Here is a 25,790-nt window from a genome sequence, read left to right on the forward strand (position 1 = left end):
CATAAAATTTATTTCATTAATCCTGCCTATCCTCGTCCGGGTTTTGCAACGCTCCGGCATTGCATTCCTCAACCCAACATTTAATTTATCAGGAATACAACACATGAAGACGAACTGGATTGCTCCGGTTAGCGCATTGGCGTTAGCCGTATCCGCCGCGACTCATGCTCAAGTATTACCAGAGGTGCAAAGCAGCAGCGCCTGGTATACTGACGGTCAAACGCAAATCACCAGTAAACTGGCCAGAGATCCAAAACAAAAAGCGAAAAACGTTATTTTGTTTGTGGGTGACGGCATGGGAATTTCAACCTTAACTGCAGCGCGTATTTTAAAGGGCCAGCAAGAAGGTAACTCCGGTGAAGAAGGTTATTTAAGCTTCGAAACCTTCCCGTTTTCAGCACAAGTCAAAACTTACAACGTCGATGCTCAAACACCTGACTCAGCGGGTACCATGACCGCCATGATGTCCGGCCTTAAAACTGACGTGGGTGTTATCGGTGTTGATGAAGACATTGAGCGCGGGGACTGCTCAACCGTGGCGGGCAATGAAGTGGTTACCGCTCTGGAACTGGCTGAAATTAAAGGTCTTTCCACCGGTATTATTTCTACTGCTCGCATTACTCATGCCACACCTGCAGCCACTTACGCAAAATCTGCCGACCGCAACTGGGAAGATGTTTCGGATATGCCAGAAGATGCCATTGGTACCTGTGCAGATATTGCAGATCAGCTAGTGAACTTTGAAATGTACCTCGAAAATCGCTACCCGGGTATCGATGTAGACGGTATCGAAGTGGCGATGGGAGGCGGTCGTCGTCACTTCTTGCCCAAGGATGAAGCATTCAACTCGCCTGATGCTGCAAGCAGCGTAGAAGGTGACCGCACAGATGGTCGCGATCTTACCGCTGAATGGCAGACACAATACGAAAATGGCGTATATGTGTATGACCAAACTGGCTTTGATGCCATTGACGCAGATTCAGTTGAGCGCGTATTTGGTTTATTTAACGAGTCTCATATGCAGTACGAAGCAGACCGTGACAACGACATCGCTGGCGAGCCTTCCATTGCCGAGATGACAGCCACTGCGATTGATGTACTGGACAACAACGATAAAGGCTTTTTCCTGATGGTGGAATCAGGTCGTATTGACCACGGTCATCACGCTGGCAGTGCCTATGGCGCTTTGACTGACGCAATTGCTTTCGCTGATGCTGTACAAGCAGCAGTGGAAGCTACAGATCCGGAAGAAACACTGATACTGGTTACAGCTGACCACAGCCACGTATTCACTATTGCGGGTTACCCAAAACGCGGCAACCCTATACTTGGCCATGTGGTATCTGTTGGCTCAGAAGAACCTTCACTGGCTGCTGATGGCCTGCCCTATACCACTTTGGGTTACACCAATGGTCGAGGCTACCGAGATTTAGGTATGGAAACCAATCCTGATGTCACCTACTCATTAGATGCCGTGACTGGTCGAGTAGATACTTCTGCGGTAGACACAACGCAACCTGGCTATCACCAGGAAGCGACTATTCCTACGAGTTCAGAAACTCATGCTGGTGAAGATATTTCATTGCACGCCATGGGTCCGGGTTCTCAATATGCACAAGGTGTTATTGAGCAAAGCGTCGTTTTCCACCTTATTGATCAAGCGCTTGATCTGGTTGACTAAGGAAGATTTAAAAATGAAAAAGTTTATTTATACATTGATTGCTGCGTCCATTATCGGATTGGCAGGTTGTAACGGTGACGACGGTGACCAGGGACCAGCAGGTCCGGCCGGTCCACAAGGCGCACCAGGTATTGATGGTTCTAATGGAACAGACGGTGCTGATGGCGCAAACGGTACCGATGGTTCTGATGGTGTAGACGGCAGTAATGGTCTGAACAGCTTAATTAGTCAAACGGCATTGCAGGTTGGTAATGACAACTGTCGCAACGGCGGTGTTCAAATTGACTCTGGCCTGGATACCAATGGCGACGGCGTTTTAGATGCTGGCGAAATTACAGCCACAGAATATGTTTGCTCACCGGCGATTGCACAGCTGGATGACGCAGCGCTGGCAACCAGCCGCACCAATGAGTACTTCATTGCCGGTCAAGCTGAAATCGCTAATGCACAAGAAATTTGGGCTGATGTAACCGACCCCACCGCTGCTCGCGCATTAAAAGCGGCTGAAGCGAAAGGACTGGTTATTGAAAAAGTCGCAGCACGCGACATTGCTGATGTTCGCGGTAAAGCGAAAAACGTTATCCTGTTTGTTGGTGACGGTATGGGTATTTCCACCGTAACCGCAGCGCGCATCCTGGATGGCCAGAACAAAGGGCTTGAAGGCGAAGAACACGTAATGGCAATGGACAACTTGCCTTTCTCAGGCTTTTCTAAAACCTATAACGTGGATGCTCAAACACCAGACTCAGCGGGTACCATGACCGCTATGGTTGCAGGTGTAAAAACCGACGTAGGTGTTATCGGTGTCGCTGAGGGTGTTGAACGCGGTAGTTGTGCGACGGTTGCAGGTAATGAGCTGGTAACCGCATTAGAGCTAGCTGAAATTGCCGGTAAGGCAACGGGCATTATCTCAACGGCGCGTATCACTCACGCTACCCCTGCTTCTACCTATGCTAAATCAGCAGATCGCAACTGGGAAGATATCTCTGACATGCCAGAAACTGAAACCGCCTGCGAAGACATTGCCTCTCAGTTGGTTAATTTCGAAGCTAACCTCGAAGCGCGCTTTGACGGTTTAGACGTGGATGGTATCGAGGTAGTCATGGGTGGCGGCCGTCGTCACTTCTTACCCAAAGATGAAGCATATAACTCACCTGATGCAGCTAGCTCTGTAGAGGGCGACCGTACTGATGGTCGTGATCTTACAGCTGAGTGGCAGGCAACATATGCCGACGGTGTTTATGTTTATGACCAGATTGGTTTTGACGACATTGATGCTGCAACTACTACACGCGTATTTGGTTTGTTCAATGAGTCGCACATGCAATACGAAGCTGACCGCGCTAACGACATCGCGGGTGAACCTTCAGTTGCTCAAATGACAGCGAAAGCGATTGATATTCTGGACAATGACAAGGATGGTTTCTTTTTGATGGTTGAGTCGGGTCGTATTGACCACGGTCACCATGCAGGTAGTGCCTATAGTGCGTTGACCGATACCATTGCCTTTGATGATGCCGTGCAAACAGCCATCAACATGACTGACGATAGCGACACACTCATCATCGTTACCGCTGACCACAGCCACGTGTTTACTATCGCGGGCTATCCTAAGCGCGGTAACCCCATCCTGGGTAAAGTGGTACCTGTCGGTTCTGATGAAGTTTCGCTGGCTTCTGATGGCATGCCGTACACCACATTGGGTTATACCAATGGTCGTGGTTATCACGATTTTGGCACAGAAACCAATGCCGATGCCGTATACGCTAGTGCTAGCCCTGTTACTGGTCGCGTTGACTTAACTGATGTTGATACCACTGCACCGGGTTTCCATCAGGAAGCGTTAGTTCCGCTTTCGTCAGAGACCCATGCAGCTGAAGATGTGGGTATTTACGCAAGCGGCCCGGGCGCACACCTGGTAACCGGCACTAACGAGCAAAGCGTTATCTTCCACGTGATGGAATATGCAGCAGATATGGTAAGCGCTGCAGAAGAAGCATTAAATTAAGTAAAGCTTAATTTTTTCGACACAAATCGGGACCATAATGGTCCCGATTTTTTACTGAACTAAGACAAAACTGAAATCATGAAACTCAAGACACTTTTACCTCTCATTCTGCTTTTCTGCTTTCAACCAAATTCCTTCGCCAGTGAACCATTATTAGCGAACTACGAGATTACCGTTAAGCACAATGGTCATGCACAATCCACACGACAACTAGCCTTATGGCGACTCAGTGCCAATCAAGTGGTACATCAGTTTAACCAGCAACAGCTCTCGCAACATTGGACACTACAGAAAAATAGCCGGGTGAAATTACTTAAGTTGTTCGATGCGCACGACAGAGGCGTTGAATACGCAGCAGCGGATATTAAAGGCCACCAAAAGCGGGATTGGTCTGAAAAATATCAGCTACTGAGCGATGACTTTCTGGCACAGCTAAATTCAGTGACATGCTATCAAGATGATCACTATGGCAAAGTACAGGTTTTAAGTACGGAAGCCGCAACCCGCAATCTGACTGTGGAGTGGTTACCGGAATACAAACTGATCAAGTCCATCAAAACTCAGAGCAAAAACGGTACTGAGCACTGGCAACTGGTGAGTCTTTCGCGGGATAAAGAAAAAATTAGTGCCCAAGCACAACTTTGGGAAAAATATTACCTGACGGATTACGCTGATATTGGTGACAACGAATCCGACCCCTTTTTGATGCAAATGATTAACCTGGGTTTTGTTGAGGAAGCCGCGTCCGGTTTTTACAATGAAAAAGGTCAGCAGATTCAGGGACAGCATGGCCATCACCACTAATTGAATCGCACCACTAAATGGATAGCAAGGCAAGGAAGCCGGGCCAACGCAAAAAAATCATTCGGTAAAAACTATAACCTCTAATTACATGTTAAAGTGCCCGGATACGGAATTTAGATTTGTCCGAACACATGGATTTAACAGCATTTACTGAAGAACTCAAAGCTATTGGTAAAGAGGCGGAGCGCAATAGTAGCAAAAAAGACTACTACCACATGCGCGCCATAGGCTTAATGGGACACTCGTCATTTCTGGCAGGTATTGTGGCCTGTATTAGCGAATACTATTTTGTCAGTAGCCTGTTAATCGCCTGGTCACTCATGATTAGCTGGCTACTCATGCATCACATTGGTCACGGTGGTTATAACAAAATTACAGGTATTCCAAAGCGCTTTCACTCTAAGCATTATGCACAAGGTTGGCGTCGCTATATTGACTGGTTTGACTGGATCAAACCCGAGGCGTGGAATTATGAACACAATTATCTGCATCATTCTTTTACCGGCGAATTAAAAGATCCCGATCTGGTAGAGGAAAACCTGGATTGGTTGGCTTCCTCTTCTGTGCCCTGGCCGTTAAAAATAGTTGTATTGCTGTTTTTTGCGCTGACCTGGAAAATCACCTATTACTCAGCCAGAACCTTGTCTTACTTACGTGGCCACAACAAAATTGATTTTGGCAATTTCTTCGACGTCAGACAAAAATCCCAGCGAGTGATGTGGCTGCACTTATTTATCCCTTATTTCAGTGTGCACTTTGTTTTATTGCCCTTGATATTAGAATGGGCCTTTGCAGTGGGTTGGGCATTTTTAATGTGCCGTGTTGCCGCCGAGCTTTTACACAACCTACATACGTTTCTTATTATTGTGCCTAACCATGCTGGTGATGACCTGTACCGATTTGCTGATATCGAAAAAAGTGAGCGTAAGGGTAGCGGCTATTATTTACGCCAAATCACCGGTTCGGCCAACTACCATTGCGGCAATGAGTGGCTGGATTTGTCTCAAATGTATCTAAATTATCAGATAGAGCATCACTTATTCCCGGCCCTACCAATGCGCCAATATCGACTGATTCAACCCAAAGTAAAAGCCTTGTGTGAGCAATACGGTGTACCTTATGTGCAAGAAAGCATCTGGAAGAGAGTGTGGAAAATGACCACAATTGCCACGGGTCGTAAAAAAATGAAACGTGACTTTCAGTTTTTACCCCCCGTTCAGCGTTAAAATTTTCACTAACTGTTTGATTTTTAAGCTGTCATCTGAGTGTCACAATAATGCCGCTTGCACCCGTGGATCCGGCGCTATAAACTGCACGCAATGGGCTTTCAGAATCTCTTTCCTCAAATTTTCATCAACTAAAAATAATAAGAATGTCTGAACAAACTGTAGAATTAAAAGGCACTGGTTTTACGCTATCTGTAGTAAAAATTACCAGCCCTGACCTCATCAAAGTTAAACATGAACTTGCCTCAAAAATTGCTCAGGCACCCCAGTTTTTTAACTTGGCTCCCGTGGTAATTAACCTGGAAACCTGCGAAAACATGCCGGAATTCAACGCGTTAAAATCACTCTTATCCGAGTTGAAATTACTACCTGTTGGAATCACCGGTTGTCCTGAACCATTCAAACAAGCGGCTAATGATGCTGGCTTTGCTTTGATGACTGCGGCGAAAAAATCCGCACCAACAGCGCCTGTGCAAAATGTCCCGCAAATCGTGGAGAAAGTGATTAAAGTCCACGAATCTCAGCCCGGTAAAATCGTGCAGCAAAACTTGCGTTCTGGCCAGCAAATCTATGCTAAAGGCACCGATCTCATCATTGTCGGCTCGGTGAGTAATGGCGCCGAAGTCATCGCTGACGGAAATATCCACATCTATGGTGCCTTACGCGGTCGCGCTATCGCCGGGGCGTCGGGGAACAACGAGGCGCGGATTTTTTGCCGCAAGTTGCAGGCTGAACTGGTAAGCATCAATGGTCACTATTGGACTTCAGAAAAACTGCAGGACCATTGGGAAAAGAATACTTGTATTGCACTCAGCGGGGAACAGTTACATCTGACCTCGCTTGAGGCTTAAACATTAGGAAAAATTATGTCACGAATTATTGTCGTAACGTCTGGAAAAGGCGGTGTGGGTAAAACCACCAGCAGCGCGGCCATTGGCACAGGCCTGGCTCTGAAAGGCCACAAAACAGTTATTGTGGATTTCGATATTGGTTTGCGTAACCTTGACTTGATCATGGGCGTTGAACGCCGCGTTGTATATGACTTTGTCAATGTTATCAATGGCGATGCCAATTTAAATCAGGCGCTGATCAAAGATAAACGGGTTGATGGTTTGTATATCCTGCCAGCCTCACAAACTCGAGATAAAGATGCACTGACTAAAGAAGGCGTGGAAAAAGTTCTGGAAGAGCTCAAGCAAACGTTCGACTTTATTATTTGTGACTCGCCTGCGGGCATTGAGCAAGGAGCTTTGATGGCACTTTACTTTGCCGATGAAGCCATTGTTGTTACCAATCCGGAAGTGTCCTCGGTGCGAGATTCAGACCGCATTTTGGGTATTCTTGCCTCCAAATCACGCCGTGCAGAGCAAGGACTAGAGCCCGTCAAAGAACACCTGCTATTGACCCGGTACAACCCGACACGCGTGACTGCAGGTGAGATGCTGAGTGTTGATGATGTCAATGAAATACTGGCCATTTCTCTGTTAGGTGTTATTCCCGAATCACAAGCTGTGTTGAAAGCCTCGAACCTGGGTGAACCCGTAGTTATGGATCAGGAAAGTGATGCGGGTCTGGCTTATCAAGATGCTATTGCACGCTTGTTAGGTGAAAAGCTGGACTTCCGTTTTCTTACTGAAGAAAAGAAAGGCTTATTGAAGCGTTTATTTGGGGGGTAAGCAACAATGTCATTATTGAACTATTTTCGTCCGAAAAAGAAACCTGCAGCCTCTGTCGCGAAAGAGCGTTTACAAATTATTGTGGCTCATGAGCGCAAGAAGCGCACTGGGCCCAGTTGGTTGCCGCAAATGGAGCGAGATATTCTGGATGTGATCCGCAAATATGTGGAAATCAGCCCGGATGCCATCTCAGTGCAGCTTGAGCAAAAAGAAGATGATTTATCCGTCTTGGAACTCAATGTGACGTTGCCGGAATAATCCGGCAACTCAATCCTCCCTAAACTTCTGTGGCTGGTAATTTCGCTAACATCTCAGAAGCGCCGCATGGTGGTGGAGTTAGTGAGTCTGAACAAAGCTCAATGGTCCATAACTCTTCTCGCTTATGACTTTCATCCAGATGGATAAGATTTAGTAAAGAGCGGTCTTGTAGGGGACCTATTACCACACGAAATCGCGTTGCGCTCGGTTCCGGGTTCTCAACAATTAGCGTATTGTATTGGCGATACAACATGCTGCGCTCATAAGCGAATTTGAGATCGTTAAAACTGCCTATCACAGCATAGCTTTGCGCTAATCCCAATTGCGAATCATTGTGGGCAACCAGTTCAGGCTCCATTGCGTCTTTACCATCGATCGCCGCAGAAACCCTTGATTCTTGTTCGAATTGCGCTTGTCCAAGGGTACCTTGTTCTCCCGGCTCCGTTCCAGATTCATTTGCAGCTAATAGTTGTGGCGATTCTTCACTGGTTATCACTTCCGCACAAAGTGGTTGATCATTGAGTAAATGGTGCCAGGCGCAGTCTTGTTCCATCACCGCTGACATTGCGTGATCCGTCAAACCTTTGCCAGTCAATAAATAACTCACTCCGCCCACCGCCATTAACTCTAGCGAAGCACAACCGGTAGTACTACTAATGGCAGCACACAACACACTGATTTTTATCACTTTTGTCATATCAAATCCCGATTTTACGCAACCTCAGGTTGCTAACATAGGTAACAAAATTACTTGTCAGATGGTATTCACATGATTGTTATACGCAAAGTTCAGGCCATTTTTTAAACGGTTCCCCTTATTTGTTTGTACCCAAAGGTTTTCATGGTTAGACTCAGCGCTACAGGGCTGCTATCTAAAAGAATTGAGCAATGCAAAAAAACTATTCTCTGTTAACTGGCTATATTATGGCCGCCGTGGTGGTTTCTATCTGGAGCGGCTTTATCGTGGTTTCCAGATACGGGGCCACGCATGCACTCAATGGTTACGACTTAATTGCCCTTAGATACGGCGTTGCCAGTTTGGTCTCAATCCCCGTGTGGTGGTTTTTATCGTCTCGCGTCAACTTCCTGAACATTCGCTATTTAATGCTCGCGATATTTGGTGGCATGTTATACGCAATTTGTGCTTTCACTGGATTTTCGTTGGCTCCGGCTAATCACGCTGCGGTGTTATTACCGGGCTTTATGCCAGTAGCCATCAGCCTTTGTATCTGGTTAATCATTGGTACGCCAATTAAAGGTAAGGCACTACTTGCCTTGGGGATTATCTCACTGGGAATTATTTTGTTGGGCACTAAAACCCTGACGGTCAGTCCGGAAACACTGACTGGTGATATTCTGTTTATCTGTGCCGCATTGAGTTGGGGTGTTTTTAATGCATTATTGAAAAAGTGGCATCCTGACCCTTATGCGACAGTAGTAGCGGTTTCACTTTTTACTACTCTGGTATACCTGCCAATTTTTATCTTGTTCTTGCCTTCCAACTTAGGCCAGGCGCCTGCCAGTGAGGTTTGGTTACAAGCGGGTTATCAAGGCGTGCTGGCAGCGGTTGTACAACTCTTGTTGTACGTGAAAGCAGCAAAAACGATTGGTGCCAACAATATGGCTGTCACTATGGCATTTGTACCTGTGCTCGCCGCTTTAATTGCTGTCCCAGTATTGGGAGAACAAATCACCCTGTTTATCGCGATTAGTTTGCTGTGTGTAACAGGCGGCGCCATTTTTGGTAATATTCACGGCAACAAAAACAGGCACAAAGACGAAATAAATTAGGGCGCCAATAATTTCAATTGGTATAACGCCCTCGTTCATTGTTACGGCCTAACGTTAGGCCCCTGACTATCGGAGTTTCGTTCATCCCTATCTTGCACTTCAGGAGAAAGAAATACATTGCGCTGCAGTTCTCTACCTACGTCGGTATTGCGGCGAATAATATCTGATAACCGAGTTTCTTCTATGCGATTTGCCTGCCGTTCAGACATGATATTTTGATACCAAAATCTGTCACCGTCTCGCAGCGACAGAAACTGACGACGCAAAATATGAAAAAACAACTCACCGACCATAGCATCCTGATGATGATCTTCTGCAAGGCCACCAACCCATAAATCAATGTCGTCCACCGTTTCATAAGCATCTGCCAGTGCCGAAGAAACCAAAGGGTCACTGGAAACATCAGTAAACTCAGAAACCGGACTTAATCCTAACGCGAGTCTGGTTTGGTTGTATCCTGACAAGCCGTGATCACGCCCCCGCTGAATATTAAGTGATACTAAATCAAAGCCACCAGCTCCGGGGGCGCCAAACAAAAAGTTACGCACATCGTCGATAACATAATTATCAATCGACTGACAAATTTGTGTCGCTAATCCACGCAATACTGGCTCAAGCCCTTCATTGATAATTTCTGAAGGACGAAAGAAGGCATCGCGCAATGACAAATGGCCTGCTTCAATTTCTTCTCCATTTTCATCGAGTCGCAATAGCTGTGGACTCAATAAACTATGACCGAGCCGATAAGCACCAGTGGAAAACTCGTTGGCAATACTGGCGTCGATTTCAGGGTTATAACCGTGATAGCGAGGTAACGCATCACGCCCTAGCAACAGAGGTAAGAACTCGTTGTAAGTAATCACTTGCATTTGAGCAGCTACGATTGCTCGCGCCTGTTGGTAAAGCTCCTCACCGCTCAAGTCTGGGTTGTCTCTTTTTATCCTTTCAATCTGACGATTGTGTTCCCGCACAAACAAGGTATGCATTGTAGCCAACCCCACTTGTTCATTAGCGCGCACATCCCCCGCCAGGAAAAGTGCGGCAGATGTACCTCCAGCATTAGCAAGCCCCTCATCATTAAAGGGCAACAAATTACCTTCGCTGGTTTTAAGTCGACCTGTTCCGTCCAAGGTGCGCAATGCATTGGCTCGCTCAGTTGAAGAGCCATAAACATTGGAGGCATCAATCCAGGCTGAAATTTCATTAACTTGCTGACGAGGATTATCAAACCCCGTTCCAGTTTCAACATCATACAGCGAACGGTTTAGGGAAATCTGGGCTATACCCGTGGCTTGCGGATCAAAAAACACATCACCTGTTGGTACGTTAATGTTGGCGGGCTCTTCTGGATCGATACCGTCGGTCAAATCAATATCGTGATCTAAAAACTGTCCCCACTGCCACATAAAGTCAGTAACCATTTTGGCATTAGGCACATCGTGATTTTGGGCAAAAACCAGATTGCTGATCTCTCTGGCTGAAGGTCGATTTTCACCCGCAAGAGAACTGATGCCATCACTATAATCCGCTGCGGTATAACGTTGCAGCTGTATGTGCGCTTTGCCCCACTCTGGATTGTCCAGATTATTATTGCTGCCATCATAAGAGCGAATACCAAAAACCGGCGCATCAGGTGCAGGCGGACGGTCACGCTCAATATTGCGCACCGGGGATACCGAGTTGCGCTTTCCCCTGTCTCGGTCTATTCCATCGTTTTGTTGTGCCGTCACGGCAAAACCATTTAGCGCAATCGCTATCGATATAACCAACGTTCTGTATCGCATTATTTTCTCCAAACTGCGGATGATTCAATGCTTACAACGGATAGATTTACCTTTGGTTGACACTGACTTACATTTATTTGACAAAAACAGAAAAGATTGCGGGCACAGGATGGTCAGCTTACCCTTGTTACAGTAACGCCATGCATTATAAGTTTTATGCAATAACCAAGGATAAAAACTGATGTTAACTGAATTGCGAAAAATGCCGATTTTTGCTTTATTGCTTTACCTGAATATCAGCTACTGTTTTGCCCATGGCGATGCACAATACTTGGGGAACAGTGCGGTACTGGTGGAATCAAAGGGTAAGAAAGTGTTATTTGACCCTTTTTTTCACAATGATTTTGGTGTTTATCAACTGGTTCCGCAGCACCTGCAACAGGCCATTATCCGAGGTGAGGCTCCCTACGACGATATTGATTTAATTGTCATTAGCCATGCCCATGAAGATCATTTTTCCGCGCTTGATGTGGCTAACTACTTACAACGTTTTCCCAAGACAAAACTGATTGCTCCGCAACAAGCGATTGATTTACTTAAGGAGTATAATTTAACCGCCTCGCAATTAATTGGCTTCGACCTCTCTTTTAATGCCCCACCGCAATCAAAACAGGTGGCAGAATTAATCGTGCAAGCAGTTCGGATCCCACATGCTGGTTGGCCTGCCAGAAAAGATGTGCAGAATATCGTGTTTAGAATCGAACTTGGCGATGCATTCAGCGCCATGCACATGGGAGATGCCGATCCTAACGATGATCACTACCTGCCTTATAAAACCCACTGGCAGAATCATGAAACGTCAGTGAATTTTCCCCCCTACTGGTTTTTTATGTCGCTCGAAGGACGAGATATTCTCAATGAGATATTACAAGTGGAGCAGCACATAGGCGTTCATGTACCCAAGGAAATCCCACAATTTTTAAAACATTCCAGTTATCCGTATTTCTCTATTCCTGGTGAACGGCGACAATTTCACAAGTAACGAACCTCATTGATAGAATTTATTACCTCGAAACTTCACGATTTTGTCATAAGAGCACAGTATTTTTGCCTGTTTCGGAAACAAAATCGTACAATAAACGCGCAAAGCGCCTGAAATGCCTGGTTTTTCATCATTTGAACGTAAAATAATCAGATAAGTGATAATAACCCTGATCAATTTTGCAAAAATGATGTATACTGCCGCGCAATTTTTTTTTAACTCCAAAAAGTGAAGCCATGACAGACTTAGCTAAGTACAGAAATATTGGTATCTTCGCTCACGTAGACGCGGGGAAGACAACTTCTACAGAACGTATTCTTAAACTTACCGGTAAAATCCATAAAACCGGTGAAGTACATGACGGTGAATCAACTACCGACTTCATGGAACAGGAAGCAGAGCGTGGTATTACCATCCAGTCTGCTGCAACGACTTGTTTCTGGAAAGATCACCGCTTAAACATCATCGATACTCCCGGACACGTTGACTTCACAGTTGAAGTTTACCGTTCTTTGAAAGTACTTGACGGTGGTGTTGGTGTATTCTGTGGTTCAGGCGGTGTTGAGCCTCAATCAGAGACTAACTGGCGCTATGCTAACGAATCTGAAGTATCTCGTATCATTTTCGTAAACAAACTGGACCGTATGGGTGCAGACTTCTACCGTGTTGTTGGTCAGGTTAAAAATGTATTGGCGGCGAACCCGCTGGTAATGACATTGCCAATCGGTATCGAAGACGAATTCACTGGTGTTGTAGATGTACTTTCTCAAAAAGCTTACATCTGGGACGATTCTGGTTTACCAGAAAACTACGAAATCACTGACATCCCTGCTGACATGGTTGACAAAGCGGCCGAATACCGCGAGCAACTTATCGAAACTGCTGTTGAGCAAGACGACGACCTGATGATGGCCTACATGGATGGCGAAGAGCCTTCTATCGAAGACATCAAGCGTTGTATCCGTAAAGGTACTCGCGATCTGGCCTTCTTCCCAACTTACTGTGGTTCTGCTTTCAAGAACAAAGGTATCCAGTTAGTATTGGACGCAGTTGTAGATTACTTGCCAGCTCCTCAAGAAGTTGATCCGCAAGATCTGACCGACGAAGAAACCGGTGAGCCTACTGGCGAAAAAGCCATTGTTTCTCCAGATGAGCCGTTCCGTGCTCTGGCATTCAAAATCATGGACGACCGTTTTGGCGCATTGACCTTTATCCGTATCTATTCTGGTAAGCTGAACAAGGGTGACACCATCCTTAACTCTGCAACTGGTAAAACTGAGCGTATCGGCCGTATGGTAGAGATGCACGCAGACGAGCGTACTGAATTGAGCTCTGCACAAGCAGGCGACATCATCGCAGTTGTAGGTATGAAGAACGTACAAACTGGTCACACGTTATGTGATCCTAACAACCCTTGTACGCTTGAGCCTATGATCTTCCCTGAGCCGGTAATCTCTATCGCTGTAGCACCTAAAGATAAAGGTTCTACTGAGAAAATGGGTATTGCTATCGGTAAGATGGTTGCAGAAGATCCTTCTTTCCAGGTCGAAACTGATGAAGATTCTGGCGAAACCATCCTTAAAGGTATGGGTGAGCTTCACTTAGATATCAAAGTAGACATCCTGAAGCGTACTTACGGCGTTGAATTAGAAGTAGGTCAGCCTCAGGTTGCTTACCGTGAAACTATCACGCAAATGGTTGAAGATTCATACACCCACAAGAAGCAGTCTGGTGGTTCTGGTCAGTTCGGTAAAATCGACTACCGCATCAAGCCAGGTGAGCCTAACTCAGGCTTCAAGTTCGAATCTACTGTTGTTGGTGGTAACGCACCTAAAGAATTCTTCCCTGCCATCGAAAAAGGCTTCAAGGGCATGATGGAAGAAGGCGTACTAGCTGGTTACCCAGTACTAGACGTTGAAGTAGAGCTATTTGACGGTGGTTTCCACGCAGTTGACTCCTCTGCGGTAGCGTTTGAAATCGCAGCGAAAGGTGCATTCCGTCAATCGATTCCTAAGGCAGGTCCTCAGTTAATCGAGCCAATCATGAAAGTTGACGTTTTCACGCCAGACGATCACGTTGGTGACGTAATCGGTGACTTGAACCGTCGTCGCGGTATGATCAAAGATCAGGAAGCAGGCGCAACAGGTGTACGTGTTAAAGCAGACGTACCTCTTTCTGAGATGTTCGGTTACATCGGACACCTGCGTACTATGACTTCTGGCCGTGGTCAGTTCTCTATGGAGTTCTCACACTACATGCCTTGTCCTAATGCAGTATCTGAAAAAGTAATTGAAGAAGCTAAGGCGCGTAAAGCAGCTAAGTAATTTCGTTTACTAATAAAGCATACAAAAGCCCCGGCCACTTACCGGGGCTTTTTAGTTTTTACCCTGCCTGATTTGTTGACTACACTTAGTTAACAGATCAATTGCTTCACAAGTCATCATGAATCCGGGCCTGACTTTTACTAAAAAGATGCTCTTTTTAATTTTTGCCTGCGGTTTATCCTTTGCCACGCATAGCGCGCCAAAACAAACTATTGTTTATCCCGTTTCAATCGACCTGCAAGATAAACGCGATCTGTACACGGTCGCCGTTGTAAAAGTGATTTTTGCCCGGTCTAAGCGATACCAATTGCAGGCCTTACCGCTCAGAAGAGAATACGACAAATTACTGGCATTATTAAAGCGAGGAGAACTAGATATTGCTTGGGGGGGAGCCAGTGCAACCAACATCGAACAATTCAGGGCTGTTGATTTTCCGATAATGAGAGGATTGATAGGTTATCGCCTGTTTTTGGTGAAAAAGTCCAACAAGGATATGTTGAAAAACGTAGCTCAACTGAACGACTTAAAACCCTATACTATTGGTCAGGGTAGTACCTGGGTTGAGATAGACATGTTCCAGCGCGCCGGACTACAAGTTGTGCCAGCTGAATCTTACCCGGCGTTGTTTTCTATGTTAGCCAATGGCCGATTTGAGCTGTTTCCACGCTCCATTTTAGAGATTTCCAATGAACTCAATACCTTCTCGCAGTATGAACTTGAAGTTGCCGACCATGTGGCATTGCACTATGATTTTGCCTTACTTTTCTACGTCAATAAAAACAACAAACAATTGCACCAATACCTCACTGAACGGCTCAAAGATCCGGTAATAAAACTGCAAATAGAGCAGCTATTTAACAAATATTACCGAGACTCACTGGATAAATATCACTATGAACATAGGCGAGTTATCAAGCTGCCCAATACGCTGATGCCGTCAGTGAATGACTTTGAACAATCTAATTAACAGCCTCTTGCCAGGTACTTTCTAACCGGGCCATCAGTTGGCCTAACTCCTGACTGGATTCGTAAGGATTTGTTTCCCAACCCGCAATTTTACCCGCAAAACGCTCACTCTTTTCATTCAGTAGCTGTACAATCCAACGCAAATTAGAGGTATTAGGAATAATACCTATATTCGCCCAGCAGCGCCATTTGTCAAGATGTTGTTGAAAAGCATCAACATCAGTGTCAAACCCTTCTGCAGCAAGGTCTTTAGCCAACGCACCAGCAGATGAATCAGAACTGTGTTCAATGTAGAATGACAATGATATACGCTGACTGGTATTCAGGTTTCTGTGTCTGAGTTCATGCGTAATTTCTTTGATCCAATCATTTACTGTGAGGTTGTCTGACTGCATTATGACCGCTCCCGACAGCGCACTGTCTGTAGATTGCACTTATTTCAAGCTTAGTGTACCCGAACGGAAGAAAAGTATGAGCATGTGCATTGGCGCTTAGGTATAAGTTTTAATACCTTGTACTACCTAATGCAGAGGTAAAAGGTTCAAAACCTTATACCCATACATAACGGCCGATACCCACTCTCACGTGACATTGCATTGAGCTTGAATTAGCCGCGCAATATAATATAGCTAAGAGATCAGCAAGAATATTGCTCGCCAATGGAATATCAAGCGATTTAACAGGACTTATTATTTGCCCGAATAATAATATGCACAGGGTGATTGTATGAATCGACAACAAAAAATTGATTATACCGCGACAAACAACGAGTCTGGTTATGAGCAAGCGTGTGCTTTTTCTTTATCTTCTAGCCAGACCATAAGACTGAATCTCAAATCAATTTGGGAAACGCTGTCTCGACTATCCAAATCGCAACAGAATATCATCTACTTTCCATATCACTTGATAAGGCAGCAAAGCGAACAACATGCCATAGCTTGTCGCCATAGCTATAACGACATACCTCTAGGAAAAAAAGAAACGCGACGAATAAGAAGTATTGAGGTGGAAGTATTGGCGCTGGATACGGCTTTTAAATGTAGTTCTTTTCAGGAGTACAGTGAACAAAAGCGGGAGATTAAGCTTATTCTCATCGCTTTACGCACTATATTCAGCGAATTTAAAGACAATCGCAACGCCGACTGTAAGCAACGATTAAAATTATTCGAGCGACACATAACCCGGCTGATTGAAGAGCTCAAACACATCTCAGAAAATCTGCACTAGTCCATTATCCCCTTGCTCTAGCGAGAGTTTCTCTATCCAGGTAATAAACTGCTTGAGTAAATTCACTAAAATTTAATCGTTTCCCCTAAATTTAATTAGTTAATTTCACAAAAAATTAACATCAATATCTATAATGCATTGATTTATATATATTTTTATTAGCTGGCCTCAATAATGCAGTAAAAGAAAACGCAAAGTCGCTATTAATTTCTGACAAAAACACATCGAGGACAGATAAATGTATTCAGATGAAGATCTAAATGAAGCGGTTAATAAAGGGATTTTTAGCCCTGCCGCAGTCAACGAGTTCAGACAACAATTTGCACAAGCCCGCAATATTCATCAAGTGGATGAAGAAAACTTCCGGTTGCTCAGCGGTTTCAATGATGTTTTTGTGGTCATTGCCAGCGGACTTTTGTTGGCTTCACTCACCTGGTTGGGATTCGAAACCAAACCTGTTTTAGGAGCACTCATTTTGGCCGCGGGCTCCTGGGGACTAGCCGAAGTTTTTGTTAGAAGAAAACGCATGGCACTACCTGCTATTGGGTTGTTATTGAGCTTTTTAGCAGGCTTATTTGCCGTTCCTATCACCCTATTCGACGTCTCACACTCAGTGCATGAGTTACAGTTTGTCGCAGCCGGACTACTTACCGTGGCAGGAGCGTGGTTGCACTGGCAACGCTTTAGAGTGCCAGTAACTGTGGCAGCAGCAATGGTCTCATTATTTCTGGGTGTCTTCGGTGTATTGTTTAGTCAATTCCCAGAAATTCGCTTTTATTATCAACCCTATTTAGCAGGGGCTGGTTTAATTACCTTTGCGCTCGCTATGTATTGGGATGCCAAAGATCCCAAACGTCAAACCCGCAATTCTGATATCGCGTTTTGGCTACACCTGTTGTCAGCACCTCTGATTGTACACCCCATCTTTAGCACACTAGGTATCTTTTCTGGCGTTACAGGTTACTCCACAGCTATGATTGTGTTGGCGCTTTATACCTTACTGGCCTTGGTATCCATTATTGTAGACAGAAGAGCCATCATGGTTTCAGCCTTGGTTTATGTGGTTTATGCCATGAGTGGTTTACTGGAAAATTACGGTTTTGTCAGTTATAGCATGGCGTTGACAGGTATATTTATTGGCGGCAGTTTGCTATTGCTTTCAGCCTACTGGCGTCAAAGTCGCTCATTCCTTGTGAATAACTTGCCGGGCAAAGCGCAAACATTCTTACCAGCAACTCATTAAACCTCAAAACCATGTTACGTCACTGAACTTACCAGTGACGTAACTTCCAATTTTAAAACAACCATATTTCTTAATCATTTTCTCTCATATTTCAAAACTGTTTTGTGTTTTTGCATACTCATCAACATGGGCGTAAAATCACACACAATATGAATTCTTATCGATACACAAGCCACATAAATGAGCCAAATACAAAATGTCGGGGTCTGGTCTGAATTACTTGAAGCTGTAGAAGACTTTAACAAACGCTTTTTTATTACCAGTAAAACACTACTTACTCAGCCACAGCATGTGTTGCAAGAAATAAGTGCAGAAAACCCGAGCAAAGAGTATGTGCCTGCTGTTAAATACGCGTTTTTGATCATGTCATTTTATGCAGTATCAGCCGCTTTTTTGGGGATCAATTTCACCACCCTTGGTCCGGTAATCAATAACGAGCAGCAAGGTATCGATATTTTGTGGCAGTTTTTGGATAAATCTATCGTGTTTCTAACACTGCTATCTCTTTTACCAACGGCCTGGTTAGTCTCGAAACTCTTCTCCGCCAGCGGCCAGAGTAGCCTTAATTGCTACAAAATATCCCTCTACGCCTACTCTCTGGCAACGATTGCCGTTTTAATCGTAGTTGCTCCAGTAAAATGGCTTTTTCCTGAGCTATCTAACGAAGATACCTTGGCATTGATCTCTTATTTAGGTATTGCTTCAGTCGTCTGCGTAGGATGGATTTATTGTCGTTGTTTTGCAGTTGGATTTTGGGAAGGTACTTGGAAAACGATTGTGAGTTATCTTTGGTGTCAGGTAATCGCTATAGCGCTATTCGCCGTCTTCTCATTCGTTGTGGGTTTTTACGTTGGGTATTCAGAAACCATTAATACGCCTGAGACATCGATAGAAGCAGCTAAAGGATAATCAGCAAGACAACAGATATTGCCTTGCCAAAATCGATAAGCGTTAAAAGGGCAACGGATACTTCTTCAACAGCGCTAAAACTTCAGCTTGTAGTGTTTCAGACAGGGGCATAGAAAAGGCCGCAAGGTTTTCCTTAAGTTGAGGCATACTGGTAGCGCCAATGATTATAGAGGTCACACCATCCACTTTATCACACCAGGCTAGTGCCAGTTGCGCGGCTGTCATACCGTGACGTTCAGCCAGTGTTTTAATATCTGCCACTGCACTGTTCACCACCTGACTATCGCGAAACAATCCATTGCGCTGCGCTATCGTCCAACGGCTGCCTTCTGGCCGGGCGCCATTGAGATATTTACCACTCAGCACTCCGCCCCCGAGTGGTGACCAAGGCAGGTAAGCAATGTCTTCGTGAATACAGTGTTCAATCAGGTAAGGCCAATCTTTAGTGTGCAGCATGTTAAATTCGTTTTGAATAGATACCATCCGCGGCAAACTGTATTTTTCACTGAGTTTGAGGTATTCACTGATCCCCCATGTGGTATCGTCTGAAAGGCCACAATAACGAATTTTACCTGCTTGCACACAGTCGTTAAGCCCTTGCAATATCTCAAGCATGTCATTGGACGCTTGCTCAGTGTTAGTATCACTAAACTTTACCTGGCCAGGCCAGTGGTTGGAAAAATGAGGATGACGGCGATTAGGCCAATGCAACTGATATAAATCGATGTAGTCTGTTTGCAAGCGTGTGAGCGAAGCATCCACCGCCTGCTTTATCGCTTCACCACTGATTTTACCTCCTTCTCGTATCCAGGATAGTCCCGGCCCGGCAATTTTTGTAGCTAACACCAGGTCCTTGCGTTTTTCTGGATTTTTGGCCAACCAATTGCCGATGACCTTTTCGGTCGCGCCATAAGTTTCTGCCCTGGGCGGAATAGAATACAGTTCCGCGGTATCAATAAAATTAACGCCTTGGGACAGCGCATAATCCAGCTGTTGCTCAGCATCTTGCTGAGTGTTCTGTTCTCCCCATGTCATGGACCCGAGACAAACACGTGACACCTTCAAACCACTACTACCTAAAACGGAATATTCCATATCTGAGAACCTGTTATTTGATATTTCATTAATTCTATAGAAGATGTATGGACGGATTCGAGAATTGAAAGGTAACAAACAACGCTAATTCCCCAGAAAAATCAGTCTTAGCCAGAATTTCAATTTGCGAAAAAGCGTTTGTTTGCATCCACATCACGTAATACCATAGCGCGCTGAAATATCGTTATTCATCACACTTAACAAGGAATAAAAATGAAAAACAAAGGTTTAATTGCACTGGTTTTAGCTGCTGCAGTTCTCTCGGGTTGTGCGTTTAACCCACAACAAGCATCACTCAACCCAACACTTAACATAAGTGAATCACAGGTGGGCAACAATACTAAAGTTGCCGTACAGGTGATTGATGAGAGAGCAGATAAGTCGCTTGGTCGCAGAGGCACAGCGTATGGTGATGCGGCTGAGATCACAGCGAAACAAGATCTGGCTACAGTGGTACAACAAGAAATTGAAAAGGGTCTTGTAAAACAAGGATTTATTGTTAGCGAAAAAGCAGATGCCGACAGCGTATTGATGGTGGAAATCAGAGCGCTTGAATATTCAACTTCTACTGGTTTCTGGACCGGTGGCGTACACATCAAAGGTGCGTTCAAAAGCCGAGCCAAAAATGCAGACAGCGACATGGAAAAGATGTATCGCTATGAGAAAGAGGAACGAGTTGTAGTAGTACCTACTGCCGAGACCAATGAACAATGGATTAATGAGGCTTTAACAGAAACACTGAATAAGCTGATTACTGACGGCGAGTTATTAAACTTTCTTTCAGCTAAATAATCTTGCAATAAAGAGTCCCCGGCATAGTTGATGTCGGGGACACAACTTCTTATTTACTGTCGTTTACCTTATCCAATACCGCTTTTTCTCGTTTTTTACCCAAGCTTTTTGCCAGTTTTTTCATACTCACGGTGCGATCATTTTCATCGACGATATCGATACCCAATAAGGTTTCCAGCAAGTCTTCCATAGTGATGATGCCTTCAAGGCCACCGTATTCGTCTACCACCAGAATCATATTGGCCCGTTGACTCAAAAACTTATCAAAAGCAGACGACAGCGGCATGCTAGCGAGCATCACAATCATTTCTTTTTTGTATTCTACAAGATGCTTTTGGCCGTTCCCTCTTGCTTGCGCCAGCAACAAATCTGACTTCATCACAAAACCGCTAATTTTCTCAGGTTCATTCTCTTCATAGATGGGGATGCGAGAAAATTCGTTACTGTCGTATTTGTGGAAATAGGTTTCCACAGTGAGGTGCTCGGATAGAGAGAACACTACCGTTCTGTGGGTCATGGCATCTTTTATTTTTAACTCATGAAGGTTTAATAAACTCTGCATAAAGTTCATTTCATGAGCGGCCAGCTGTCCTTCCTGTGCGGATATTTCTGCCATGGCTAACATTTCACCGCGACTCAAGCCACGCAATGGACTGTCTTCTTTGAATCCCTTTGTTAACTTCTCCGACATTTTGACAAATGGATAGAGCACGATAATCAAATATTTAAGGAAAAAGGCCGTCACTGGTGCCAGTTGACGCCAGTAAGTGGCACCCAGCGTTTTTGGAATGATCTCAGAGAAAACCAGAATTAAAAGGGTTAATACCGCGGAAATTAAGCCTAAATAAGCATCGCCGAATACCACGGCAGCCTGTGCTCCCGCTCCAGCAGCCCCCATTGTGTGGGCAATGGTGTTGAGAGTGAGAATAGCAGAAAGCGGCTTATTGATGTCTGCAGAAAGCTCCCGTAACAGCGTTCCTGTTGGTTTTCCCTCTCTTTCCAACAAAGAAATATAAGCAGACGAACAGCTCAATATGACGGCCTCCGCTACAGAGCAAATAAATGAGAACCCCAAGGCAATAAATACGTAAATTATCAGCAGCGTCACTACTCGTTCCTATCTCAAAATTCGGATGTCTATTCAGGTAAGCCCATAGTATGACACAGGCTCCTTTTTTCCGGGAAAATAAAATAATACCTATTTTGTAGTAATTATTGCTTGCATCCATCCCAAAGTTAATACTACATTGTAGTTATAAATGTATGGGGCGGGTTATGGCAGAAAAAGAGAAGTTTTTAGGAGAGTTCGAGCAAATCGTTTTATTGGCGTGCATTCAATTAGGCACAACCGCCTATGGCGCCAGTTTAAGACAATTGCTTCACGATGAGATTCAGCGTGATGTGGCCATTGGAGCACTTTACTCCACCCTTGAACGCCTGGAGAAGAAAGGCATGGTTACCTCAAAATTTGGGGAAGCCACTGCCGAACGCGGAGGTAAACCGAAACGTTTTTTCGAGGTGACAGCTAAGGGACAGGAAGCTCTAAAAAGAGCGCGAGAAGCGATGAATACTCTTTGGAATGGTATTTCCATCAGGCAAATGGATGCACAGGTGAAACCGTGAACGAATCAAAACCACCCGGTAGACCGCCTCCGCTGTTGGCGCAAAGAATACTAAATCTGGTGGTCCCCAATCACTTAAAAGAGAGTTTAACGGGAGACCTGGAAGAAGAGTTTGCGCACCGCGCAATGACTAACGACAAACAAGCCACTCACTGGTTTTGGAGACAAACAATGCAAACATCACTGCACTACTTTTCACAATATCTGGCCACCGAAGCCATGCTGAAGAAATTGGTTATCATCACGACGCTCGTATTGTTCCCTACCCTGCTTATCATGATTTCCTGGCTCAGTAATATGGATACAGAAACCTCTGAGCATGTCTGGAACAATTTATTGCAGGGGAAAATACACAGCTTCTTATTTGAAGCCGAAGTGCTCGCTCTAGGATCAGAAAAACTGGCGACGGACTTTGACCTTTTGATGTACTTCAATACTCCTGCTGCTCTGTGGACAGTATTTGCATTGGCAGTGCTGTATTTCCGCAACAAAAAAGCGGCTTTTTCTGCGCATCAAGCCGCGGCCTGGTCAACGGTCTTGATGTTATTGCCCTATTTGTTTGGATTGATCTATATCGAAATTATTGAGCCGCAAGCGCGCCACGTAGGGCCACCAGTTGCGTTTATGGCTTTGTCTATTGTGTATTTGATATTACCTTCCAGCTCTTTAGTATTGCGTAAGATGGTTAAGAAATAACCTTTAACGTTCAAAAATGTACTAGAGCTGGTATAAAGGTCATCATCACTTGCTGTTAAATGAGATATACCGATGCGCCTGGCCAGCTCTTTTGCAATCATTCTCTGTTTACTGTTTTTTCCTTCGCTATCTTGGGCTCACCCAAAACTTAATACGCTAAGCATTTCTGAGGCCCGGGAGCTAATGCTCCTGGAAAAGTTGAGTAGTGAAAGATTAACCAAATTTTACCTTGAGCAAATCGCGTTAAACAACAAACGTGGCGCTGGAATCAATGCTGTTGTACAAATCAATTCCGCTGCACTTGATAGTGCCAGAACCTTGGACGAGGAGCGTAGAAAAGGCAAGGTCAGGGGCCCTCTCCACGGAATTCCAATTCTACTCAAAGATAATATCGATACTGGCGATGGAATGGCTAATACCGCGGGCTCCATTGCCTTAGCCAATAATATCCCTGACAAAGATGCTCAATTAGTTAGCGTGCTGAGAGAAGCCGGCGCGGTGATATTGGGTAAAACCAACCTGAGTGAATGGGCAAACTTTCGTTCTTTTCACAGTACAAGCGGTTGGAGTAGCTTATACGGCTTAACCAAAAACCCAATTGAACACTCGCGCAATACTTGCGGCTCAAGCTCAGGCTCGGCTGCGGCTGTTGCCGCCGGGTTTGCAATGGTTGCGATAGGTACAGAAACCAATGGCTCAATAGTATGTCCCTCGGCCGCTACTGGTCTCGTGGGTATCAAACCCACATTGGGTACTGTAAGTCGCGATGGCATCATACCAATAGCTCACAGTCAGGATACCGCGGGTCCAATGGCCCGCAATGTCGCCGATGCGGTATATCTTCTGGAGGCAATGCACAGTTTTAACGAACAAGATCCGCTCGCTCAACACGCCAATAGCAACCTCTCTGTTCATCTTAAAGCGAATGGATTACAAGACAAACGCATTGGAGTCGCTACCAACCTGGCTGGCTTCCATTTTGGAGTCGATGCCCTGTTTGATAACGCACTAGCATTGATGTCTACATCAGGTGCCACACTTATCGATATAGAAATGCCGGATAGAAGCGTATTTTCTGATGATGAATTCACCGTACTGTTATTTGAATTCAAACATGGACTGAATCACTATCTCAAACAAGCGAACCTGCCCCACACCTTGGCATCCTTGATGGAATTTAATATTGCTCACCACAAGCAAACAATGCCGTTTTTCAAGCAAGAAATTTTTGAATTGGCAGAAAAAAAAGGTCCGCTTAGTGAACAAATCTACCTGTCAGCTCTGGAGAGAAGTAAACGGCTTGCGGGACCGGAGGGTATTGACCTCGTTATGCAGCGCTATCAATTAGACTTAATCGTTAGTCCGACGACAGCCCCCGCATGGAAAACCGACCTGGTAAATGGCGATCACTACATGGGTGGCACCAGCAGTTTTGCAGCCGTTTCTGGTTACCCTCACATCACAGTTCCTATGGGCCATTATCAGGGGTTGCCAGTAGGTATATCAATGTTTGCGGGGCATCTGGCTGAACCAGTATTAATCGAAGCGGCGTATGGTTTTGAATCCCGTTTAAAGGCGCAATGATTAATCTGTGGTGCATTGAACGATGTAAAACAATTCAAACGGCCGTTTAAATTTTTAGCAAGACTGATACACTCAAGACACAAAAACCAAATGGAAGAGTGAATATGTTAAAAGCAGAATACAAAGAAAGAGGCCCGGTACCCCAAGATGTTATCGAAGCTGTCGAGTTTACGGCACCCGCCCCTCAACATGATGAAATACTCGTGGAGTTGCAGGCCTCACCCATAAATCCTTCTGACGTACTCACACTGACCGGCTTATATGGAATTCTGCCACCACTACCCGCTATTGGCGGCAATGAAGGTGTTGGAAAAGTCGTTTCTGTAGGTGAAAAGGTTGAGCACTTCAAGCCTGGTCAATCAGTTCTTCTGCCAGTGGGAATTGGCACCTGGTCCACTCACATTGTCGCCCCTGCCAAAAAGTTCATCCCGCTGCCTGACGGTGCCGATCCTCAGCAACTATCCATGTTATCCATCAATCCGCCCACAGCCTCATTAATGCTGTCAGAGTTTATGCCTTTGAAAGAGGGGGATTGGGTAATCCAAAATGCCGCTAACTCCGCGGTTGGAAATTACCTTATTCAACTGGCCAGATTACGTGGTTTAAAAACCGTTAACATAGTGCGCAGAGAATCACTTATTGAACCACTTACAAAAGCTGGCGCTGATGTTGTACTTGTAGATGGCGATGACTTGGTGAAGCGAGTGCGCAAAGCAACGGAAAAAGCTGAAATCCAATTAGCGATCGATGCCGTAGGAGGCACTGCTTCTAACCGCCTGGCCGATTGCCTGGCATCTCAGGGAACCTTGGTTAACTACGGTATGATGAGTGGTGAGGCAGCACAGGTGTCTTCAGCGAATCTGATTTTTAAGGACATTACAGTTAAAGGCTTTTGGCTGGCCATATGGTTTCAGCGCGCAACCAAAGAGGCGCAACAAGCATTGTATAATGAACTGGCTATGCTAATTGCAACCGGCAAATTAAAGGCGCCCATTGATCGGATATACAAGGTGGCTGAAATAAAAGATGCGGTAGCCTATGCAGCTCAAGGTGAGCGCAATGGAAAAGTATTAATAACAGCTTGATCAACAAAAGTAGCAGGGGCTGCCGCCCCCTTATTAA

24 protein-coding genes are annotated in these 25,790 nt (G+C 45.1%); 19 read left to right on the forward strand and 5 right to left on the reverse strand.

The window, feature by feature from the left end:
• The first annotated feature begins 103 nt into the window (after positions 1–103).
• The 7 genes from AABA75_RS17340 (at position 104) to minE (ending at position 7,653) form a co-directional block, all read left to right on the forward strand.
• Positions 104–1,681: an alkaline phosphatase gene (locus AABA75_RS17340; RefSeq protein ID WP_338294005.1), complete on the forward strand. Its 1,578-nt coding sequence runs from the start codon at positions 104–106 to the stop codon at positions 1,679–1,681.
• 13 nt (positions 1,682–1,694) lie between these two features.
• Positions 1,695–3,689 (forward strand): alkaline phosphatase, encoded by a 1,995-nt coding sequence (locus tag AABA75_RS17345; protein WP_425325608.1) that lies wholly within the window; start codon positions 1,695–1,697, stop codon positions 3,687–3,689.
• Between the two features lie 78 nt (positions 3,690–3,767).
• Positions 3,768–4,493: a hypothetical protein gene (locus AABA75_RS17350; RefSeq protein WP_338294007.1), complete on the forward strand. Its 726-nt coding sequence runs from the start codon at positions 3,768–3,770 to the stop codon at positions 4,491–4,493.
• Positions 4,494–4,612: 119 nt separating this feature from the next.
• Positions 4,613–5,719 (forward strand): fatty acid desaturase family protein, encoded by a 1,107-nt coding sequence (locus AABA75_RS17355; protein ID WP_338294008.1) that lies wholly within the window; start codon positions 4,613–4,615, stop codon positions 5,717–5,719.
• Positions 5,720–5,865: 146 nt separating this feature from the next.
• Positions 5,866–6,570 carry a septum site-determining protein MinC gene (minC, locus tag AABA75_RS17360; protein WP_338294009.1) on the forward strand — a complete coding sequence of 235 codons (705 nt, stop codon included), beginning with the start codon at positions 5,866–5,868 and terminating at the stop codon, positions 6,568–6,570.
• A gap of 15 nt (positions 6,571–6,585) precedes the next feature.
• Positions 6,586–7,395, forward strand: coding sequence for a septum site-determining protein MinD (gene minD / locus AABA75_RS17365; RefSeq protein ID WP_338294010.1), 810 nt, complete (start codon positions 6,586–6,588; stop codon positions 7,393–7,395).
• A gap of 6 nt (positions 7,396–7,401) precedes the next feature.
• Entirely contained in the window at positions 7,402–7,653 is a 252-nt protein-coding gene (gene minE / locus AABA75_RS17370; RefSeq protein ID WP_338294011.1) for a cell division topological specificity factor MinE, read from the forward strand.
• Between the two features lie 19 nt (positions 7,654–7,672).
• Here the strand turns inward: minE and AABA75_RS17375 are convergent, their stop codons facing one another.
• Positions 7,673–8,350 carry a hypothetical protein gene (locus AABA75_RS17375; RefSeq protein ID WP_338294012.1) on the reverse strand — a complete coding sequence of 226 codons (678 nt, stop codon included), beginning with the start codon at positions 8,348–8,350 and terminating at the stop codon, positions 7,673–7,675.
• Positions 8,351–8,541: 191 nt separating this feature from the next.
• Between AABA75_RS17375 and AABA75_RS17380 the strand changes: the two genes are divergently transcribed.
• Positions 8,542–9,444 (forward strand): DMT family transporter, encoded by a 903-nt coding sequence (locus AABA75_RS17380; RefSeq protein ID WP_338294013.1) that lies wholly within the window; start codon positions 8,542–8,544, stop codon positions 9,442–9,444.
• Positions 9,445–9,485: 41 nt separating this feature from the next.
• On the opposite strand, the gene AABA75_RS17385 is transcribed toward AABA75_RS17380, so the two are convergent.
• On the reverse strand, positions 9,486–11,228 hold the full coding sequence (locus tag AABA75_RS17385; protein ID WP_338294014.1) for a peroxidase family protein: 1,743 nt from the start codon (positions 11,226–11,228) through the stop codon (positions 9,486–9,488).
• A gap of 181 nt (positions 11,229–11,409) precedes the next feature.
• Here AABA75_RS17385 and AABA75_RS17390 point away from each other — a divergent pair, with 181 nt between their 5' ends.
• The 3 genes from AABA75_RS17390 to AABA75_RS17400 all read left to right on the forward strand — a co-directional run bounded on the left by AABA75_RS17390 (position 11,410) and on the right by AABA75_RS17400 (position 15,501).
• Positions 11,410–12,210, forward strand: a complete 801-nt coding sequence (locus AABA75_RS17390; protein WP_338294015.1) for an MBL fold metallo-hydrolase — start codon at positions 11,410–11,412, stop codon at positions 12,208–12,210.
• A gap of 236 nt (positions 12,211–12,446) precedes the next feature.
• On the forward strand, positions 12,447–14,534 hold the full coding sequence (gene fusA / locus AABA75_RS17395; protein ID WP_338294016.1) for an elongation factor G: 2,088 nt from the start codon (positions 12,447–12,449) through the stop codon (positions 14,532–14,534).
• 118 nt (positions 14,535–14,652) lie between these two features.
• Entirely contained in the window at positions 14,653–15,501 is an 849-nt protein-coding gene (locus tag AABA75_RS17400) for a substrate-binding periplasmic protein (RefSeq protein ID WP_338294017.1), read from the forward strand.
• On the opposite strand, the gene AABA75_RS17405 is transcribed toward AABA75_RS17400, so the two are convergent.
• Positions 15,494–15,895, reverse strand: a complete 402-nt coding sequence (locus AABA75_RS17405) for a ribonuclease E inhibitor RraB (protein WP_338294018.1) — start codon at positions 15,893–15,895, stop codon at positions 15,494–15,496. The genes AABA75_RS17400 and AABA75_RS17405 overlap by 8 nt on opposite strands.
• Before the next feature lie 331 nt (positions 15,896–16,226).
• Between AABA75_RS17405 and AABA75_RS17410 the strand changes: the two genes are divergently transcribed.
• The 3 genes from AABA75_RS17410 (at position 16,227) to AABA75_RS17420 (ending at position 18,879) form a co-directional block, all read left to right on the forward strand.
• Positions 16,227–16,727, forward strand: a complete 501-nt coding sequence (locus AABA75_RS17410; RefSeq protein WP_338294019.1) for a hypothetical protein — start codon at positions 16,227–16,229, stop codon at positions 16,725–16,727.
• A 238-nt stretch (positions 16,728–16,965) separates the two neighbouring features.
• On the forward strand, positions 16,966–17,970 hold the full coding sequence (locus tag AABA75_RS17415) for a hypothetical protein (protein ID WP_338294020.1): 1,005 nt from the start codon (positions 16,966–16,968) through the stop codon (positions 17,968–17,970).
• A gap of 180 nt (positions 17,971–18,150) precedes the next feature.
• Positions 18,151–18,879 carry a hypothetical protein gene (locus AABA75_RS17420; RefSeq protein WP_338294021.1) on the forward strand — a complete coding sequence of 243 codons (729 nt, stop codon included), beginning with the start codon at positions 18,151–18,153 and terminating at the stop codon, positions 18,877–18,879.
• A gap of 42 nt (positions 18,880–18,921) precedes the next feature.
• Here AABA75_RS17420 and AABA75_RS17425 read toward each other — a convergent pair whose 3' ends face one another.
• Positions 18,922–19,974: an aldo/keto reductase gene (locus AABA75_RS17425; protein WP_338294022.1), complete on the reverse strand. Its 1,053-nt coding sequence runs from the start codon at positions 19,972–19,974 to the stop codon at positions 18,922–18,924.
• A gap of 213 nt (positions 19,975–20,187) precedes the next feature.
• Between AABA75_RS17425 and AABA75_RS17430 the strand changes: the two genes are divergently transcribed.
• Entirely contained in the window at positions 20,188–20,766 is a 579-nt protein-coding gene (locus AABA75_RS17430) for a YajG family lipoprotein (protein ID WP_338294023.1), read from the forward strand.
• A 49-nt stretch (positions 20,767–20,815) separates the two neighbouring features.
• Here the strand turns inward: AABA75_RS17430 and AABA75_RS17435 are convergent, their stop codons facing one another.
• Positions 20,816–21,874: a CNNM domain-containing protein gene (locus AABA75_RS17435; protein WP_338294024.1), complete on the reverse strand. Its 1,059-nt coding sequence runs from the start codon at positions 21,872–21,874 to the stop codon at positions 20,816–20,818.
• Positions 21,875–22,041: 167 nt separating this feature from the next.
• Here AABA75_RS17435 and AABA75_RS17440 point away from each other — a divergent pair, with 167 nt between their 5' ends.
• The 4 genes from AABA75_RS17440 to AABA75_RS17455 all read left to right on the forward strand — a co-directional run bounded on the left by AABA75_RS17440 (position 22,042) and on the right by AABA75_RS17455 (position 25,753).
• Positions 22,042–22,389 (forward strand): PadR family transcriptional regulator, encoded by a 348-nt coding sequence (locus tag AABA75_RS17440; protein WP_338294025.1) that lies wholly within the window; start codon positions 22,042–22,044, stop codon positions 22,387–22,389.
• Positions 22,386–23,084 carry a permease prefix domain 2-containing transporter gene (locus tag AABA75_RS17445; protein WP_338294026.1) on the forward strand — a complete coding sequence of 233 codons (699 nt, stop codon included), beginning with the start codon at positions 22,386–22,388 and terminating at the stop codon, positions 23,082–23,084. Before AABA75_RS17440 ends, AABA75_RS17445 begins: the two co-directional genes overlap by 4 nt.
• Positions 23,085–23,156: 72 nt before the next feature.
• Positions 23,157–24,668, forward strand: a complete 1,512-nt coding sequence (locus tag AABA75_RS17450; protein ID WP_338294027.1) for an amidase — start codon at positions 23,157–23,159, stop codon at positions 24,666–24,668.
• 104 nt (positions 24,669–24,772) lie between these two features.
• Positions 24,773–25,753 carry a zinc-dependent alcohol dehydrogenase family protein gene (locus AABA75_RS17455; protein WP_338294028.1) on the forward strand — a complete coding sequence of 327 codons (981 nt, stop codon included), beginning with the start codon at positions 24,773–24,775 and terminating at the stop codon, positions 25,751–25,753.
• Positions 25,754–25,790: the final 37 nt, after the last annotated feature.

This window comes from Planctobacterium marinum, from assembly GCF_036322805.1.
In the GTDB taxonomy this organism is placed as follows: domain Bacteria; phylum Pseudomonadota; class Gammaproteobacteria; order Enterobacterales; family Alteromonadaceae; genus Planctobacterium; species Planctobacterium marinum_A.

Bases quoted from the DNA above. Each gene is read 5' to 3' on its own strand.
- AABA75_RS17340 (WP_338294005.1), top strand. From the start codon at position 104: ATGAAGACGAACTGGATTGCTCCGGTTAGCGCATTGGCGTTAGCCGTA.
- AABA75_RS17345 (WP_425325608.1), top strand. From the start codon at position 1,695: ATGAAAAAGTTTATTTATACATTGATTGCTGCGTCCATTATCGGATTG.
- AABA75_RS17350 (WP_338294007.1), top strand. From the start codon at position 3,768: ATGAAACTCAAGACACTTTTACCTCTCATTCTGCTTTTCTGCTTTCAA.
- minC (WP_338294009.1), top strand. From the start codon at position 5,866: ATGTCTGAACAAACTGTAGAATTAAAAGGCACTGGTTTTACGCTATCT.
- minD (WP_338294010.1), top strand. From the start codon at position 6,586: ATGTCACGAATTATTGTCGTAACGTCTGGAAAAGGCGGTGTGGGTAAA.
- minE (WP_338294011.1), top strand. From the start codon at position 7,402: ATGTCATTATTGAACTATTTTCGTCCGAAAAAGAAACCTGCAGCCTCT.
- AABA75_RS17375 (WP_338294012.1), bottom strand. From the start codon at position 8,350: ATGACAAAAGTGATAAAAATCAGTGTGTTGTGTGCTGCCATTAGTAGT.
- AABA75_RS17380 (WP_338294013.1), top strand. From the start codon at position 8,542: ATGCAAAAAAACTATTCTCTGTTAACTGGCTATATTATGGCCGCCGTG.
- AABA75_RS17385 (WP_338294014.1), bottom strand. From the start codon at position 11,228: ATGCGATACAGAACGTTGGTTATATCGATAGCGATTGCGCTAAATGGT.
- AABA75_RS17390 (WP_338294015.1), top strand. From the start codon at position 11,410: ATGTTAACTGAATTGCGAAAAATGCCGATTTTTGCTTTATTGCTTTAC.
- fusA (WP_338294016.1), top strand. From the start codon at position 12,447: ATGACAGACTTAGCTAAGTACAGAAATATTGGTATCTTCGCTCACGTA.
- AABA75_RS17400 (WP_338294017.1), top strand. From the start codon at position 14,653: ATGAATCCGGGCCTGACTTTTACTAAAAAGATGCTCTTTTTAATTTTT.
- AABA75_RS17405 (WP_338294018.1), bottom strand. From the start codon at position 15,895: ATGCAGTCAGACAACCTCACAGTAAATGATTGGATCAAAGAAATTACG.
- AABA75_RS17410 (WP_338294019.1), top strand. From the start codon at position 16,227: ATGAATCGACAACAAAAAATTGATTATACCGCGACAAACAACGAGTCT.
- AABA75_RS17415 (WP_338294020.1), top strand. From the start codon at position 16,966: ATGTATTCAGATGAAGATCTAAATGAAGCGGTTAATAAAGGGATTTTT.
- AABA75_RS17420 (WP_338294021.1), top strand. From the start codon at position 18,151: ATGAGCCAAATACAAAATGTCGGGGTCTGGTCTGAATTACTTGAAGCT.
- AABA75_RS17425 (WP_338294022.1), bottom strand. From the start codon at position 19,974: ATGGAATATTCCGTTTTAGGTAGTAGTGGTTTGAAGGTGTCACGTGTT.
- AABA75_RS17430 (WP_338294023.1), top strand. From the start codon at position 20,188: ATGAAAAACAAAGGTTTAATTGCACTGGTTTTAGCTGCTGCAGTTCTC.
- AABA75_RS17440 (WP_338294025.1), top strand. From the start codon at position 22,042: ATGGCAGAAAAAGAGAAGTTTTTAGGAGAGTTCGAGCAAATCGTTTTA.
- AABA75_RS17450 (WP_338294027.1), top strand. From the start codon at position 23,157: ATGCGCCTGGCCAGCTCTTTTGCAATCATTCTCTGTTTACTGTTTTTT.
- AABA75_RS17455 (WP_338294028.1), top strand. From the start codon at position 24,773: ATGTTAAAAGCAGAATACAAAGAAAGAGGCCCGGTACCCCAAGATGTT.